At 62.8% G+C, this 15,762-nt stretch carries 17 protein-coding genes and 1 tRNA gene; 9 read left to right on the forward strand and 9 right to left on the reverse strand.

The window, feature by feature from the left end:
• Positions 1-189: 189 nt before the first annotated feature.
• Both EMQ25_RS17190 and EMQ25_RS18435 read right to left on the reverse strand, forming a co-directional pair.
• On the reverse strand, positions 190-768 hold the full coding sequence (locus EMQ25_RS17190) for a ParB/Srx family N-terminal domain-containing protein (RefSeq protein ID WP_244606638.1): 579 nt from the start codon (positions 766-768) through the stop codon (positions 190-192).
• The gene (locus EMQ25_RS18435) at positions 657-1,727 is read right to left on the reverse strand and encodes a ParB/Srx family N-terminal domain-containing protein (protein WP_425290253.1); all 1,071 of its coding nucleotides are present in this window, start codon (positions 1,725-1,727) and stop codon (positions 657-659) included. The genes EMQ25_RS17190 and EMQ25_RS18435 overlap by 112 nt, the downstream gene beginning before the upstream one ends.
• 343 nt (positions 1,728-2,070) lie before the next feature.
• Between EMQ25_RS18435 and EMQ25_RS17200 the strand changes: the two genes are divergently transcribed.
• A complete protein-coding gene (locus EMQ25_RS17200) occupies positions 2,071-2,307 on the forward strand; it encodes a hypothetical protein (RefSeq protein ID WP_127189848.1) in 237 nt (78 codons plus the stop codon).
• Between the two features lie 260 nt (positions 2,308-2,567).
• Here EMQ25_RS17200 and EMQ25_RS17205 read toward each other — a convergent pair whose 3' ends face one another.
• The 4 genes from EMQ25_RS17205 to EMQ25_RS17220 form a co-directional block, all read right to left on the reverse strand.
• On the reverse strand, positions 2,568-3,686 hold the full coding sequence (locus EMQ25_RS17205; protein ID WP_244606636.1) for a helicase RepA family protein: 1,119 nt from the start codon (positions 3,684-3,686) through the stop codon (positions 2,568-2,570).
• The gene (locus EMQ25_RS17210; RefSeq protein WP_127189849.1) at positions 3,683-4,318 is read right to left on the reverse strand and encodes a hypothetical protein; all 636 of its coding nucleotides are present in this window, start codon (positions 4,316-4,318) and stop codon (positions 3,683-3,685) included. The genes EMQ25_RS17205 and EMQ25_RS17210 overlap by 4 nt, the downstream gene beginning before the upstream one ends.
• Complete coding sequence (locus EMQ25_RS17215; RefSeq protein WP_127189850.1) at positions 4,315-4,530, reverse strand: helix-turn-helix transcriptional regulator; 216 nt, start codon at positions 4,528-4,530, stop codon at positions 4,315-4,317. The genes EMQ25_RS17210 and EMQ25_RS17215 overlap by 4 nt, the downstream gene beginning before the upstream one ends.
• A gap of 155 nt (positions 4,531-4,685) precedes the next feature.
• Positions 4,686-5,579 carry a hypothetical protein gene (locus EMQ25_RS17220; RefSeq protein WP_127189851.1) on the reverse strand — a complete coding sequence of 298 codons (894 nt, stop codon included), beginning with the start codon at positions 5,577-5,579 and terminating at the stop codon, positions 4,686-4,688.
• A 189-nt stretch (positions 5,580-5,768) separates the two neighbouring features.
• Between EMQ25_RS17220 and EMQ25_RS17230 the strand changes: the two genes are divergently transcribed.
• The 5 genes from EMQ25_RS17230 (at position 5,769) to EMQ25_RS17250 (ending at position 10,398) form a co-directional block, all read left to right on the forward strand.
• A complete protein-coding gene (locus EMQ25_RS17230) occupies positions 5,769-6,224 on the forward strand; it encodes a DUF2924 domain-containing protein (protein ID WP_127189852.1) in 456 nt (151 codons plus the stop codon).
• On the forward strand, positions 6,221-7,546 hold the full coding sequence (locus tag EMQ25_RS17235) for a recombinase family protein (RefSeq protein ID WP_127189853.1): 1,326 nt from the start codon (positions 6,221-6,223) through the stop codon (positions 7,544-7,546). The genes EMQ25_RS17230 and EMQ25_RS17235 overlap by 4 nt, the downstream gene beginning before the upstream one ends.
• Positions 7,543-7,959 (forward strand): hypothetical protein, encoded by a 417-nt coding sequence (locus tag EMQ25_RS17240; protein ID WP_127189854.1) that lies wholly within the window; start codon positions 7,543-7,545, stop codon positions 7,957-7,959. Before EMQ25_RS17235 ends, EMQ25_RS17240 begins: the two co-directional genes overlap by 4 nt.
• A gap of 351 nt (positions 7,960-8,310) precedes the next feature.
• Positions 8,311-8,571: a helix-turn-helix domain-containing protein gene (locus tag EMQ25_RS17245; protein WP_116653553.1), complete on the forward strand. Its 261-nt coding sequence runs from the start codon at positions 8,311-8,313 to the stop codon at positions 8,569-8,571.
• A 75-nt stretch (positions 8,572-8,646) separates the two neighbouring features.
• Positions 8,647-10,398 (forward strand): SulP family inorganic anion transporter, encoded by a 1,752-nt coding sequence (locus EMQ25_RS17250; RefSeq protein WP_127189855.1) that lies wholly within the window; start codon positions 8,647-8,649, stop codon positions 10,396-10,398.
• Positions 10,399-11,153: 755 nt separating this feature from the next.
• Here EMQ25_RS17250 and EMQ25_RS17255 read toward each other — a convergent pair.
• Entirely contained in the window at positions 11,154-11,672 is a 519-nt protein-coding gene (locus tag EMQ25_RS17255) for a DUF309 domain-containing protein (RefSeq protein WP_127189856.1), read from the reverse strand.
• Between the two features lie 156 nt (positions 11,673-11,828).
• On the opposite strand from EMQ25_RS17255, the gene ilvD reads away from it, so the two are divergent.
• From ilvD to EMQ25_RS17270, 3 genes are read left to right on the forward strand one after another with little or no spacing between them, the layout of a single operon-like run.
• Complete coding sequence (gene ilvD, locus EMQ25_RS17260) at positions 11,829-13,502, forward strand: dihydroxy-acid dehydratase (RefSeq protein WP_127189857.1); 1,674 nt, start codon at positions 11,829-11,831, stop codon at positions 13,500-13,502.
• Between the two features lie 43 nt (positions 13,503-13,545).
• On the forward strand, positions 13,546-13,872 hold the full coding sequence (locus EMQ25_RS17265; RefSeq protein WP_127189858.1) for a cupin domain-containing protein: 327 nt from the start codon (positions 13,546-13,548) through the stop codon (positions 13,870-13,872).
• 50 nt (positions 13,873-13,922) lie between these two features.
• Positions 13,923-14,363: a CBS domain-containing protein gene (locus tag EMQ25_RS17270; protein WP_127189859.1), complete on the forward strand. Its 441-nt coding sequence runs from the start codon at positions 13,923-13,925 to the stop codon at positions 14,361-14,363.
• A 208-nt stretch (positions 14,364-14,571) separates the two neighbouring features.
• Here the strand turns inward: EMQ25_RS17270 and EMQ25_RS17275 are convergent, their stop codons facing one another.
• The gene (locus EMQ25_RS17275) at positions 14,572-15,057 is read right to left on the reverse strand and encodes a hypothetical protein (RefSeq protein ID WP_127189860.1); all 486 of its coding nucleotides are present in this window, start codon (positions 15,055-15,057) and stop codon (positions 14,572-14,574) included.
• A 586-nt stretch (positions 15,058-15,643) separates the two neighbouring features.
• Positions 15,644-15,733, reverse strand: a tRNA-Ser gene (locus EMQ25_RS17280).
• Positions 15,734-15,762: the final 29 nt, after the last annotated feature.

Raw genomic sequence — 15,762 nt, forward strand, 5'->3', positions numbered from 1 at the left:
ACGCCGATCCCAGGGCGTCATTGGCAATCGGCCGATGGCCATCGGGGGTGTAATCCACGTTGTAGGGCGGATCGGTGAAGACCATGTCCGCCAGCCCGCCTCCCAGCACCCGGACGAGGTCCTCCCGCCGCGTGGCATCGCCGCAGAGCAGCCGGTGTTCGCCGAGGCACCACAGATCCCCCGATCGCGTCACGGGACGGGCTGGCGGCACCGGAGCTTCATCCGGGAAGCCGTCGCCCTCGTCCTGATGGTTGAGCGCGAGCAGGCGGTCGANTCGGTGAAGACCATGTCCGCCAGCCCGCCTCCCAGCACCCGGACGAGGTCCTCCCGCCGCGTGGCATCGCCGCAGAGCAGCCGGTGTTCGCCGAGGCACCACAGATCCCCCGATCGCGTCACGGGACGGGCTGGCGGCACCGGAGCTTCATCCGGGAAGCCGTCGCCCTCGTCCTGATGGTTGAGCGCGAGCAGGCGGTCGATCTCGATGGCGTCGAACCCGGCCAGCTCGGGATCGATCCCCATGGCACCGAGATCGGCGACTTCGGCGGCCAGCATGGCATCGTCCCAACCGGCGTTGAGCGCGAGCTGGTTGTCGGCGAGGACGTAGGCGCGACGCTGCGCCGGGCTCATCGCCGCAAGCTCGATGACCGGGACCCTCGTCATCTCGAGCTTGCGTGCGGCCAGCAGCCGGCCATGACCGGCGATGACACCGTTGTCGCCATCGACGAGGATGGGGTTGGTCCAGCCGAACTCCCGGATCGAAGCCGCAATCTGTGCGACCTGACGATCGNATCGGGGGTGTAATCCACGTTGTAGGGCGGGTCGGTGAAGACCATGTCCGCCAGCCCGCCTCCCAGCACCCGGACGAGGTCCTCCCGCCGCGTGGCATCGCCGCAGAGCAGCCGGTGTTCGCCGAGGCACCACAGATCCCCCGATCGCGTCACGGGACGGGCTGGCGGCACTGGAGCTTCATCCGGGAAGGCGTCGCCCTCGTCCTGATGGTTGAGCGCGAGCAGGCGGTCGATCTCGATGGCATCGAACCCGGCCAGCTCGAGATCGATCCCCATGGCGCCGAGATCGGCGACTTCAGCAGCCAGCATGGCATCGTCCCAACTGGCGTTGAGCGCAAGCTGGTTGTCGGCGAGCACGTAGGCGCGACGCTGCGCCGGGCTCATCGCCGCAAGCTCGATGACCGGGACCCTCGTCATCTCGAGCTTGCGTGCGGCCAGCAGCCGGCCATGACCGGCGATGACACCGTTGTCGCCATCGACGAGGATGGGGTTGGTCCAGCCGAACTCCCGGATCGAAGCCGCAATCTGTGCGACCTGACGATCGGTGTGGGTGCGGGCGTTGCGGGCGTAGGGGATGAGGCTGGCGACGTCGCGATAGCTGATGGNGCTCATCGCCGCAAGCTCGATGACCGGGACCCTCGTCATCTCGAGCTTGCGTGCGGCCAGCAGCCGGCCATGACCGGCGATGACACCGTTGTCGCCATCGACGAGGATGGGGTTGGTCCAGCCGAACTCCCGGATCGAAGCCGCAATCTGTGCGACCTGACGATCGGTGTGGGTGCGGGCGTTGCGGGCGTAGGGGATGAGGCTGGCGACGTCGCGATAGCTGATGGCCAGGTCCCTGAGCACTGCGGAGTTGGTCGCATGATCGGGCCCTCCAGGATGCTCGCCAGCGACTGCCAGGGCTTTGGATTGTTTGAGTTCTGCTGCCTGCGCCACTGCCGGTGACCCCCATGCCAATTTCGCGGGTGTGAAAGTTGGACGGCCCCACCGGTCAGGGATCGGATCGGCGGAGACTTTTCCACCTCCCCCCCGCCTTCAGGCCATGGTCAATTCTACGCCGGCAGCTATGGCTATGGGAATCCTGACATTTCTTCGAAAGGAGCCGCAGCTCTACGCAGGATTACTCCGATCTGAAGACCGACCCGGCGTGGGAGCCCTTTCTGGCCAATCTTTGACCCGTGCGATTCGCAGCGGCTGATGCTCGCGCCGGAGGTTCATTCCAGTTCGGATTGGACTTTGGCGGGTTCCATGCGTTGTGCCCATCTACGGAGGACACGCCATGACCAAGCAGAAGAAGCCTGACGATCGAAGCAAGACCACAGCGGCCACCCGACAGACACCGATCCAGCCCTACGATGTGGCCGACGGCGTCATGACGGTGAGAGGTGCAGATGGCCGGCCACATGAAACGCCAGCCTCAGAGGCCGAGGAAGCCAATGAGGCGCTCAACAGGTCGACGGAGAAACCTGAACGTCCATCGGTCGGGCCGGCGGGTCTGCGCGGCAGTCCCGACTGACCATTCGCTCCTTGAGCCCCCCGCCAAAGCGCGCACTGCGCGAGCGTCGCGTCGTGCCGTTCTCTCCCCTTCCGGAAGGCGGGCCGCGCGGTGCGGCCACGCCATACCTTTAGGTATGGTCATGAGTTCCGCAAACCTCCGCTTTATTTTTCAAGGGGTTAGACACCCAACCTCCGCGACTTCCGCAAACAGTTCCGCACCAGCAAGATCAATGACTTAGTACATGGACTTCCGCAGACCTCCGCAGACTTCCGCACGGGTCAGAGCCAGTTCAACACACGCAACCCTTTACGCTTGCTCCGGCGTTCAAGTATGTCCAGGACGATGATCTCATTGTCGGTCCAAAGGGACAGGAGCCGGCTGATATCGGCCTGCTTCAGGCCGAAGCGCTCCGCCAGACATCGTGGTGCATATCGGCCTGTCGCCTTCGACTGCGGCGCGGTCGATAGCGGATTGTTGCTCTTCCAGCCTTCATCGATGACTTTCAGCATCTGGCGGCAGACCTCTCGCGACGGTAAGGCCTCGGCGTCGTCGGCAGTTTCGGCGGCAACCACCACGCAGCTTGTCACCTCTTCGCCATCCTGATCCTTGCCGAGCGAGACGGTCTCCAACGCGAAGCTGAACGTGTCGCCGCCCTGGTGATCGCGCTGCTTGGTCACTGCCGCGACCCGCGTCCCGGCCTCATCGAGCTGCACCTCGATCTCGGTATCGGTGGCGGCCCTCAGAGAGTTGTGGCCGCGGGCGCCGCGGGCAAGGTCCTTGCCGGTGTGATGGACGACAAGAACATGAGCGCCCGTCGCCTGCCGCAGTTTGTCGACGTTCGCAACGAACGCCGTCATGTCTACCGGACCGTTCTCGTCGCCACCGGCGATGACGCGCGAAAGGGTGTCTATGACCAGAAGCCTCAGAGGATTGCCGGTGCTGATCGCCCCGGCAAGTTCGATGAGCCGCGGCAGGTCCGCATCCGGATGGAGCAGGTCAAGGCCCGCCCGCCGCAGCGCCAGCGGTACTGCGGTCCGATCGAGCCGGCGACGCAGCGCCACCATGCGATTGGCAATGCCGTTGCCGCCCTCCGCCGCAAGGTAGAGCACGGTCCCGCCTGCCACCCGTCGCGTGCGCCAAGGCATGTTGGCCGCCACGTGGAAGGCGAGATCGAGAGCGAGGAAGGTCTTGCCCGAATTGGATGGGCCGTAGACCACGGACATGGCGCCCTGGTCCAGAAGACCCTTGATGACATAGGCAGACCCAAGGGCAGGCTCGATCTCGGAAAACCATTCGATCTCGTCGATCATCGGCGTTATCGGCCTTCGGCCTGCCGCCGACCCGTTCGGACCGGTCGAGGGCGTGAACGGCTCGTAATCCCATGGGTCGGTGCTCATGCCGCCCTCGCATTGTCTGCGGCAGCAACGACGATCTGTTCGTCGTCGACGACGCTATGAGCCATGCGCAGCAGCTCCCGGGCGTGAGCGCGATCGCGTGCTGCGATGGGACCGGGGATATCCATCAGCTGGCGCGCCGCAAGCCTCGGTGTAACGACCGCCGCGCCCGCACACCCGGCCTTGAGCCAGTCAAGCGGCGTGCGGTGCATGACGAGCGCCTTGCCCAAGGTGTAGGTCGCAGGATTGAGCGCGTGCCAAAGCCCTAGCAGCGGCGCCCGTCCGAACATGGTGAGCACATGGCCCGGCCCGTCGACCGGCCAGGCCACGATGTCGATGGTAGTTTCGCCATCGACGTCATAGGCCTCGCAGACGAAGGCATCGTACCGGCTGCCCGTAGCGTCCCAGTCGAACCTGCCATTGCCGCAGTCGACTACGGACATGACCGCCGTCCCCCCGACAAAGTCGGAGATCAGCCCCACGTCCAGGACATGGCGACGCACATAGGCGATGTAGGCCGGGGTCGGCCAGGCACGCTCATAGAATTGGTGGCGGGCGACAAGGAGACCGGGATCGAACCGCTCGCACTGGCCAACGGAGCGCTGGCTGGGATATCGCGGATCCCGTCCGCTCATGGCTGCTCTCGCGTCGGAGACGCCGAGCCTGGTGAGACGATGTGCAATCTGGCCGACTCATAGGCCTCGACATCCTCGAGCCTGTAGCAGACCCGCCCGCCGATCTTGACGTAGCTCGGACCATCCTTCTGCCAGCGCCACCGCTCGAGCGTGCGAGGGCTGACATTCCAGCGGCGTGCGAGTTGGCGTTGATCGAAGTGCTGAGTGGTCATTCCTGTTTCCTCACATTCGCAATTGAACGTGAGCAAGATCGTGCAGGACAGAGAAGCGGATCGACCAGCCAGAGAGGGCGCAAGAGCACGCAAGAGAACTCTGCCCGAACCCGGGGAGATCTCTGCGAACGAGCGGGGAGAACTCTTACCTCGCGCTATTGCGCGGCATCTTCGCTCTCGCCAGTATCGGCATTTGGCACGAGCCTGCACCTGCCGTTGCCGAATACGATATGCCGGCGAAGTTTCTCCCAGTTGGGGCTTCCGGTGAAAGCCTTCGCGATGGAATCCGCATTGGAGCCTGCCTCAAGCAGCACCGCCCTGGTCTCCAGATCGCGATCTTCCTTCCAGGCATCGACCAGCAGCTTGACGATGTGTTGCTGGATCTCGCCGCGCAAATGCATGCGGTCCTCGCCGATGACCAGAAGTTCCAGATCCTCGGACAGGGAAACCAAATCGGTGTCGTCGTCAGCATCGTTCGGAGCGGCCCGCTCTCTGTTGGTGAAGAACGAGCGGCCGAGCAGATGGGCCATCGGATGCTCGTGCAACTCGATCCCGATCAGTTCGATGTCTTCAAGCCGCGCCGTGGCGGACGCGTAATCGAGCTCCAGCAAGCCCCAGATGTCTGCCGATATCTCCTCGCGCCGACTCTGAGGTGTGAGCGGCCGGCGAAGAGCCGTCGCCACGAGCCTGTATTCGCGAATGGCGCAGTTGAGCTCATGCTCCAGTCGACCACGGTACACTTCCCGCTGCTCCTCAATGGCGATGTCCTCGCCCACGGGATGCTGATCGAGCCATTCCACGATCTCGGGATCGCCAAAGACCCTGAACGCCTCCGAGAGCGGATAGGAACGGCGCGGTAAAAACATCCCGAACATCCAATTGCTCCAACTGCCAGGGCAGGAACATAGAATGAACATGAACAGTGGTGGAGTCCTGACCTTCCTTGTGAACCGCATCGCTTCGCGGCCCTGCTTTTGTAGCCGCACCTCTTCGCCAAGCCCCTGATTTTGTTTGTGTGGCCCATCCGGTAGCGGCATGTTCGGGCTCATGAACCCGCTCCATCCACGCCATATGAGCACCAGCGAGCGCCTCGCTGCACTGACGAAGATCCTGGCGCTGGGTCTCGTCCGGCTACGGCTCGCGCAGTCAAGCGAACACTTGCCGCATGATGGAGATAGTTCGCTACGCTACCTGCCCGACCAGAGCGGTCATGCAACTCCAACTCATCGGAGAAGTGCATGACGATCCCCGACCCCATCCCCGCGCGCCTGGCCGCGCTCAAGACTGCTGCCACGGCTGACCTGAAGCAGCAGTGGCGCGACCTGTTCGACAGCGAGCCGCCACCGTTCAACCGGCGCTATCTCGAAAGCCGCCTCGCCTATCGCATCCAGGAACTGGCTTATGGCGGGCTCAGGCCCGAGACGATCCGAAAGCTCGAACGGCTTGGCGAGGACCTGGATGGCGGCGACAGGACGAAGCGCGGCATGCGTCTCGACCGTGACCGTCCCATCACCGGCACACGGTTGCTGCGGGAATGGCAGGGTGTCGAACAGATCGTCACGGTCACCGCTGACGGCTTCGAGTGGCAGGGGCGGCCCTACAGGTCGCTCTCGGCCATCGCCCGCGCCATCACCGGCACGCGGTGGAACGGCTGGACCTTCTTCGGGCTCAGGAACCACAGGGGGCGGACATGACGAAGCTCCCGGAGAAATCGAAACTCGTCCGCAAGCTGAGATGCGCGGTCTACACCCGGAAATCTTCCGAGGAAGGGTTGGAGCAGGAGTTCAACAGCCTCCACGCCCAGCGGGAGGCCTGCGAAGCGTACATCGCCAGCCAGCGTTCCGAGGGCTGGGTGCTGGTCCGGGACCAGTATGACGACGGCGGCATATCAGGCGGCACGCTGGAACGCCCGGGGCTGAAGCGGCTGCTGGGGGATATCGAGGACGGCCTGGTCGACGTTGTCGTCGTCTACAAGATCGACCGCCTCAGCCGCTCGCTCGCCGACTTCGCCAAGCTGGTCGAGGTGTTCGACCGGAACGGCGTGACCTTCGTCTCAGTCACGCAGTCCTTCAACACCACGACCTCCATGGGCCGGCTGACGCTGAACATCCTGCTCTCGTTCGCCCAGTTCGAGCGCGAGGTCACGGCCGAGCGCATCCGCGACAAGGTCGCCGCGAGCCGCAGGAAAGGCATGTGGATGGGCGGCGTGCCGCCCTTCGGCTATCGCGTCGAGAACCGGAAGCTCCTGGTCGACGAGCATGCAGCCAATCATGTCCGCTGGATCTTCACCCGCTTCCTCGAGATCGGGTCATGCACGGAACTGGCGCGGGAGGTCGGCACGCGCGGCATCCGCACACCGCGCGGCAACAGGATCGACAAGAAATACATCTACCGCATGCTCGGCAACCGCGTCTATATCGGCGAGGCGGTGCACAAGGGCGACAGCTATCCAGGCGAACACGACGCGATCATCGACCGCGAGACCTGGGACAAGGTTCACGCCATCCTGCAGGAGAGCCCGCGCAAGCGCGCCGCACGCACCCGCGCCGACACGCCCGCGCTGCTGAAGGGGCTGCTCTTCGGACCCGATGGCGCGGCGTTCTCCCCGACCCACACCCGCAAGGGCGGCAGGCTATACCGCTACTATGTCAGCCAGACAGTGCTGAAGCACGGCGCTGGGTCGTGCCCGGTGGGCCGCGTGCCTGCGGGCGAGATCGAGGCTGCCGTCATTGACCAGCTGCGCGCCGTGTTCCGCCAGCCGGAGATCGTGGCGGGGACGTGGAAGGCAGCACGTATCCAGGACGAGGAGATCACAGAGGCCGACGCACGGGCAGCGCTTCAGCAGCTCGACCCGCTGTGGGATGAACTCTTCCCCACCGAGCAGGCGCGTATCGTTCAGCTGCTGGTCGAACGTGTCGACATCGGCATCGATGGGCTGAGTGTCCGACTGCGCATGAATGGTCTCGACGGCCTCGCGCGCGAGATGCAGGCAGACGCGCTGGAGAAAGCTGCATGACCCCGGCGCAGCACGATGCCGACACGGTCACGGTCCACGTCCCCTTCCGCATCGTGAAGCGCGGTGGGCGCAAGCAGATGCAATTGCCGGATGGCGCAGCTCGACCACGCAAAGCCGACAACACGCTGATCAAGGCTCTGGCGCGCGCCTTCCGCTGGAAAAGGATGTTGGAGTGGGGCGAGTTCGCCACCATCGCCGAACTGGCCCAACGCGAGGGCATCGCGTCCTCTTACATGACCCGGGTCCTGCGCCTCACCCTGCTCGCGCCAGCAACCATCGAGGCGGTCCTCGACGGAGCGCAAGCGGCCGATCTGACGCTGTCGCGGCTGCTGGAGCCGTTTTCCGAGATCTGGTGGATGCAGCCCGGCTACGGGGCGGCCGTGGGAGCTCGACCTGATGACCACAGCAGCTGATCGCCCTGAGCCCTCGCCACCACGATCACGTCTGCGGGGAGCAGACAACGACCTCGCTACGGCGGCTTTGCGCCCTCATTTCAGCCCCTCAGGCCGCCTTTTCGATTTCCTGAAACCTGCCGGTCCCCTTAGCCACTGGCGGTGGCAGCAAGGGGGTGGAAAACGGACTGTCGGGTTTTGGCGTGGCGCCGCCGAAAGCGGCCTCGGCTTGTTTGCCCCGTGCTTGCAGGGTGCCACATAGGCTTCTTTGTCGACAAAGTTTTGGCGGCATATCCAGAACCCTCATATCGATATTTGACATATCAACGTCGACGATCTAGGCATCAATCATTGTGTGTTTAGAGGACTCCTATGATCACTGGGCCACAGATGCGCGCCGCGCGCGCCATGCTCGGTATCGACCAGAAGACACTGGCGGAACTAGCCGGGCTTTCCGTTCCGACAATACAGCGCATGGAAGCCAGCAATGGAAATGTGCGTGGTGTCGTAGATAGCCTGACCAAGGTGGTCGCGGCACTCGAACTTGCTGGCGTCGAACTCATCGGAGAAGGATCCGCCAGCACGGCAAGCGGACGAGGCGTGCGCCTGAAGGCGCCCCCACCCAGACACTGATCCCTCAACCCCGCGACGGCGACCGCCGACGACATGCCGACGATCCCGCCGCAACCCTCAAAGGTGCGGCCGAAGATGGAAGACCAGACCACCAGACAGAGCGACGCTCCGAGCTTCGCCGAGCTCTTCACCCCGAAACTCGTCACTGTCCTGCGCGAAGGCTACGGGCTGCCACAATTGCGCGCCGACGCCATCGCCGGAGTGACCGTCGCCATCGTGGCGCTGCCGCTGTCCATGGCCATCGCTATTGCATCGGGCGCAACTCCGGCGCAGGGCCTCTACACCGCCATCGTGGGCGGGTTCCTCGTCTCGCTCCTCGGCGGCTCGCGCTTCCAGGTCGGTGGCCCAGCCGGCGCCTTCATCGTTCTGGTGGCCAGCACCGTCGCGCTCCACGGAATGGATGGGCTGATCCTCGCGACGTTCCTGTCGGGACTGATGCTGGCCGCTGTCGGGTTCCTGCGGCTCGGCACCTTCATCAAGTTCATTCCCTTCCCGGTGACCGTCGGGTTCACGGCGGGCATTGCGGTGATCATCTTCGCCAGTCAGATCAGGGAGCTGTTCGGGCTGGCGCTGGAGCATGAGCCTGGCGAGCTTCTGGAGAAGCTTCCCGCCTTGTGGGCGGTCCGGGACAGCGTAACGCCTGCTGCGGTCCTCCTGTCCGTCGCGACAGTTGCGGTCATCCTCGGCTTGCGCCGCTGGCGTCCACACTGGCCGGGCATGCTCATCGCGGTCGGGCTGGCTGCGGCGGGGGCCGCCCTCCTGGGGCTGCCCGTAGAGACCATCGGCACGAAGTTCGGCGGCATCCCGTCGTCACTGCCGGCCCCGAGCCTGCCGGATCTGTCGATGGAGAAGATCATGGCGGTTCTTCCGGCTGCGATCTCCTTCACCCTTCTTGGCGCCATCGAGTCGCTTCTGTCGGCAGTCGTCGCCGACGGCATGACCGGCCGCAGGCACCGCTCGAACTGCGAGCTAGTCGCTCAGGGGGCGGCAAACATCGGCTCGGCGCTCTTTAGCGGCTTCTGCGTGACGGGAACCATCGCACGCACAGCGACCAACGTGCGTGCCGGCGCGCATGGGCCGGTCGCGGGGATGCTGCACGCGGTGTTCATTCTTCTCTTCATGCTCGTGGCGGCGCCACTCGCCGCCTACATCCCGCTTGCGGCACTGGCGGGATTGCTGGCCGTGGTGGCGTGGAACATGATCGAGAAGCCCGCCATCGCGATCCTGCTGCGCTCGGGCTGGGGTGAGGCGACAGTGCTTGGCGCCACCTTCTTCCTGACCATCTTCCGCGACCTGACCGAGGCCATCGTCGTCGGCTTCGCGCTCGGGTCGGTCCTGTTCATCCACCGCATGAGCCGGACGACCGAGGTTGCCACCAATACCGCCTTCGTCGGCCGCGATGAGGCGGACACCGTGCGCCCGCGCGAGGCCTATGACGAGGAACAGGCGGCGGACCCAGATGTCGTCATCTACCGCATCAGCGGGGCGCTGTTCTTCGGCGCGACGGCTTCGATCGGTTCGGTTCTCGACCGTATCCAGGACACCCACAAGGCGCTGATCGTTGACTTCTCCGAGGTGCCGTTCCTCGACTCGACCGGCGCCAACATGATCGAAGGTCTGGCGCACAAGGCGCATCGACGCGACGTCACGCTCTGGCTGACAGGTGCAAGCCGGGACATCCGGCGCGCGTTCATCACCCATGGTCTCAGGAAACCGCTGGTGCGCTATGCGGCGAACGTCGAGGATGCAATCACCAACATTGAAGCTGCGCAAGCTACTAAGGAAAGTGAAAGACAGGACAGTGCCGCCGTCCTTGCCTCTCAGTAGTTTGTAGGCGCTGAACAATGGCTGCTTTCGATCAGAGACAAAAGCTGCGGGAAGGGCAAAGGTGGGGTCGGTTGCCGCCAGATGGTGATCGGCGGCGATGCGCATCCGGGGTGGTAAGCAGAACGGCCGGTTCCGAGTAACATGATGGCCTGAACCAGACATTCGCGGTCTGTCGCTGCCAGTGATGTCAAAGGAGAGTTGTCGGACCCGTAACAGCCAGCATCTCGGCTACGCGTAGAGAGAAAACGGCCCATCTGCTAGAGCCAAAGTACCGCCGAGCTGACGAATGATCTGTTGTGCTCGGTCACTAGCGGAACTGTTTCCGTCCAGTTCCAGCGAGCTTTGACACGCAGGCTCTGCGGCCACGCTGAGGGCGGCCCGACTGACGAGGAGGCCAAAATCGTACGAGCGCATAAGTGCGCCCATCTCGCCGCCGCCAGCCAGGAACGCTGAGGACGCTATATGGTCATGCATGTGGATGTTGCAATCTGCTGCTGATCTGGGTCGCTAATGGCATTTCGCGAGCAAGTAGATCAGGGCAAGCCATTTCAACGCAAGTAGATTTCGACGACACTTGGTCGCCACATGCCGGAGACAATGGCGCTGCCGCCGTCGAATTCACCGCATGCGAGTTGACCGATTTGATCACCGCCATCCAGGCGGTGGAGGTCCAAGCACCTGCCTTTAGGGCAGACATCCTGTCCGTGTCGGTTGTCGAAGCTGCACCCAGGGTCTGAAACTGCCTTTGCTCTGCGTCAACGTCGACAGGAAGGAAGCAGAAGGAACGAGAATACCGCTTGCGGTTCATCGGAGCGCGGGGGCGCAACGGATGCAACTTGGCCGATGTGTTCGAGAAGTTCTGCAACAGTGATAGTCAGGCCTGTCTCAAGGCCGCCTTGTTCCTGCACCGCCCGCAAATGGGCGGCGGCTCTTCCATAGTGCCGAGCAGACGGCCGCGGCTTACCTTCCCGGAGCTTGACCCCAGCGGCTGCAAGCAGGATCAGCGCCTTGTAGAAAAGGCGCTGCGGCGTTGCTGACTCCGCCTGCTGCCACAGCAGCTCCCAGGCTTCGTGGGCCTCCCAGTAGTAGCCCTGATTGAACAGGTCTGCTCCCCACACGAACTCTTCAGATGCATCGGCGAGTTGACTGTCATTACCAGCTCCGAAGCTGTGTCCTGCCGGATCACGCACGGGATGAGGGAACTTGCCCGGCAGATAGGCGTAACGTGGCAGAGGCCGTTCAGGCAGCAAGCGGACGGGGCCAACTTTATCCATCGTCATCTCCGGTTTTCGACTGTCAGCAACCTGTGCGCATGCAACAGGCGCCGCCTCAACCCCTGCGTCTGGAGCGGCGATTGGCCGGCCTCATGAACCAAACATAGCGATGGCTCGTTGGACCACCAGACCCTCAACCGTTGCCGGAGCGCCAGCATGTCGAACAATGACCGGTCCCGCCACATCACTCAAGGCATAGCTCGCTCTCCCAACCGGGCCATGTTCTATGCACTTGGTTACGACGAGGCCGATTTCGACCAGCCACTGATCGGTATCGCCAATGGTCATTCCACAATAACCCCGTGCAACGCCGGGCTGCAGAAATTAGTGGATGCTGCGGTGGCGGCCATCCAGTCCGAGCATACAAACGCCCAGGTGTTCGGAGTGCCGACCATCTCGGACGGGATGGCGATGGGGACGGAGGGCATGAAGTACTCTCTGGTCTCGCGAGAGGTAATCGCTGACTGCGTTGAACTTTCCGTGCAGGGGCAGTGGATGGACGGCGTGCTCGTTGTCGGAGGGTGCGACAAGAACCTTCCCGGCGGTTTGATCGGTATGCTGCGTGCCAACGTGCCCTCGATTTATGTGTATGGCGGGACGATCAAACCAGGACGCTGGAAGGGCGAAGACCTTTCCATAGTTTCTGCCTTTGAGGCGGTCGGCGCTTACATGGCAGGGCGCATGAACAAGGAGGACTTCGAGGGCATCGAACGCAATGCATGCCCAACGACCGGGTCGTGCGGGGGAATGTACACCGCCAATACCATGGCCGGCTCGTTCGAGGCCTTGGGCATTTCGCTTCTGGGGTCATCCACAATGGCCAATCCGGACGAGGAAAAGGTGGGCTCCGCTGCTCTATCTGCACGGGTACTGGTGGAGGCGGTGCGAAATGGCCTGAAGCCGCGAGACATCGTGACACGCAAGGCGATCGAAAACGCCGTTGCCCTGGTCATGGCAACGGGCGGCTCCACCAATGCGGTGCTGCACTACCTTGCGATCGCCCGTGCGGCAGAGGTGGAGTGGGAGCTCGACGACTTCGAGCGGATGCGCCAGCAGGTTCCCGTCATTTGCGATCTCAAACCCTCTGGCCGCTTCATGGCCGTTGATCTGCACCGTGCCGGCGGCGTACCGCAGGTACTCAAAATACTGCTCGATGGCGGCAAGCTGCACGGGGAATGCATGACCATCACGGGCCGCACACTCGCGGAGGAATTGTCGACTGTTCCATCCACACCATCCGTTGACCACCAGGTCATCACCACCCTTGATTATGCGATTTACCCCGTAGGCCATCTGGCCATTCTCAAGGGCAACCTGGCGGAGGATGGGGCTGTGGCCAAGATCTCCGGCCTTTCGATGACATCGCTCCAAGGGCCGGCAAGGGTTTTCGAGGATGAACAATCCGCCCTGGACGCTATCCTTGACGACAGGATAGTTGCCGGCGACGTCGTCGTGCTCCGCTACCTGGGACCTCGCGGAGGGCCTGGCATGCCGGAAATGCTGTCGCCCACGTCTGCACTGGTCGGCAGGGGCCTCGGCGAAAGCGTGGGCCTGATCACCGATGGGCGGTTCTCCGGCGGCACATGGGGGCTGGTGGTTGGCCATGTCGCCCCCGAAGCTTTCCAGGGCGGTGCAATTGCCCTGGTGGAGGAAGGAGACCTGATCACCATCGACTCGGAGACCCGCTTGCTCCAGCTCGAGGTCGACGATGCTGAGCTGCAGCGACGACGCGCCCTATGGAAGCAGCCTGCGCCGAAGTATACCCAGGGCGTGTTAGGCAAGTATGCGCAGCTGACCGGACCGGCAAACCACGGAGCGGCTACGGGTTGAGCGCCGACCTCGTTGGTAATGCATTAAGATACTGGGGACAACCATGGCTCTGAGACATGCCGATTCCGCCGAAGTCGTAAAGCTTGTGCCTGGAGAAGCTGAAAAGCCGCATAAGACAGCAGCCATCGTCAAGCACCACGATTTCGAGGCGGTGCGGCTAGTGGTCAATGCCGGAACCGAGATCCCGCCTCACCAGGTGGAAGGTCCAATCACCCTGCAGTGCGTCTCAGGCAGTGCTGTTCTGGGATTGGAAGGCAAGGAACTGGAACTCAGGCCGGGGCAGTGGACCTATCTGGAAGGTGGCGTGCGGCATTGGGTCAGGGGGGTCGAAGATTCGGTTCTGCTGCTGACGATCATCTTTAAAGCCTGAGTGTTGTTGTCCTTGCCGGCTGCACCAGAAACCACCCAAGGGGATGCTGAATGAACGTCGACATACTGCTTCCTGCCGCCCGGGAGAAACTTCGCGCCATCTCTGATCGCGCGCCACTTATCGAAGCGGCTGGTTTACTCAAGTCCGGATTCGATCTCGTCGCCGTGTGTGGAAACGAACAGAACCTGGTGGGCGTGGTCAGCAAGACAGATGTGGTTGAGAGGATCAGCCAGTGCCAAGGCTCGAGCTGCACCTGCGCGGTGGCCACGGTGATGACGCTGCAGGTTCTGACCTGCACACGCTTCGACACGCTCTCAGGCCTGTGGGAGCAAATGAAGTCACGAAGGATCAAGAACGTGCCTGTGCTGGACGAAGCCCGAAGGCCCGTGGGGATCATTACGGCGCGGGACGTTCTCCAGACTCTGCTTACTGAGGCAGCAAGCGAGGAAAACATGCTGCGCGACTATGTGATGGGCTTTGGGTATCGCTGATCCAAGCTACAGGCTCCGGTGCCAGCCCGCCGCATCAGCACACCTATGCATGCTGGCAATCTCGTCTCGTTGAAGGGGCGTACCAGGGTACCGCTCGGCCGGACGCCTATAACTAGCGGGATCGCGCCGCACACACCTCCCACGAAGCGTTAGTGCATGGTGAGCATTGCTGACGACGTCCAGCCAGAACTCTGATTGGGCTCGGCGATTATCCTTCGAAGATCTTGCCTCGGATACTCATCCAGCTCTCGAGTTCATCTTTGATGCGCTTGATTTCAGAAACCTCTACGGACGACTGATCCGCATGGAGCTCCAGCCAACGGTGGCACCCAAACAGCATCGTTGACACTGTGGCCGATTGATTGACTGCGGCCAGCCCACCATCTTTTTTGACCTGCGTCCACCAATGGACAATAGCTGGGGCGTGGTTGGAGGTTGGCATGTCATACTCGGGATCATTGCGAGATTTGTCGCAGCTTACCGGGAGTCTGGTCGGCGGCTGATCACATTCGTCGTTCTTGCGAAAAATTTCTCCACGGGCTGCAAGTAACCTGTAAAGCCCTGCTGCTGGAAATCGACGGACTTTGTCCAGCGTCCGGCGCAGGATAAAGTCCACGTATTCCATCGTGGTTGTGGACATCATCCTGATGGACGGCCCATGCCACGCCATCGTAGAAAAGCTGATGGCAGACAAAATTCCCTTCATCGTGCATTCGGGCGACCATTTCAAGCCAGCACATAGGCACGCCATTCGAGCATGGACGATGGGTAAGCAAGCCGGCGGACCGTGATGAACTGGTTGCCGTCGCCCGGACAATGCTGGCAATGTCCTCATAGCAGTTGATGATCGGGTTCAGGTGGATTCAAGTCCGCAGCCAAGGAGCGCCCTCTCACGCCTGCGGCAATGTCCGAAATCCGAACCTTGTTGCCAGGAGCGGCCTGTCCGCTACCGGCCCCTTTGCGGCCGCTCTTCTGTTTGCATGGGCTGCCGAGTATAAGCCTCGCGCTAAAGCACGAGTTCGACCCGAGGGCAATGGAAGGTCGGATGGAACCCGAAGCCAACCGGTTTTCGCCAGTCGAAAATCAATAGGACGATCAGCCACTTGCGGGCTGAACACCAAATGACGGCAGTCATCAGGTCCGGAGAATATCGGCACTGAGAGACCGCTTCCGGGCCTCCTGGCGCCCGGACCAGTGCTCAGCCCCACCCGCATAACCCTCGAATATAATGAAAAAATCCGGCCGCAGCCGGATCGGGAGAACGCTTTCGCGAGAGCAAGTGGCGGAGAGAGAGGGATTCGAACCCTCGAGACGGTTCCCCGCCTACACACTTTCCAGGCGTGCGCCTTCGACCACTCGGCCATCTCTCCGCGGGGGCGCCAGGGGCGGCCGCTGCCTT

This window comes from Arsenicitalea aurantiaca, assembly GCF_003994485.1.
Lineage (GTDB): Bacteria > Pseudomonadota > Alphaproteobacteria > Rhizobiales > Devosiaceae > Arsenicitalea > Arsenicitalea aurantiaca.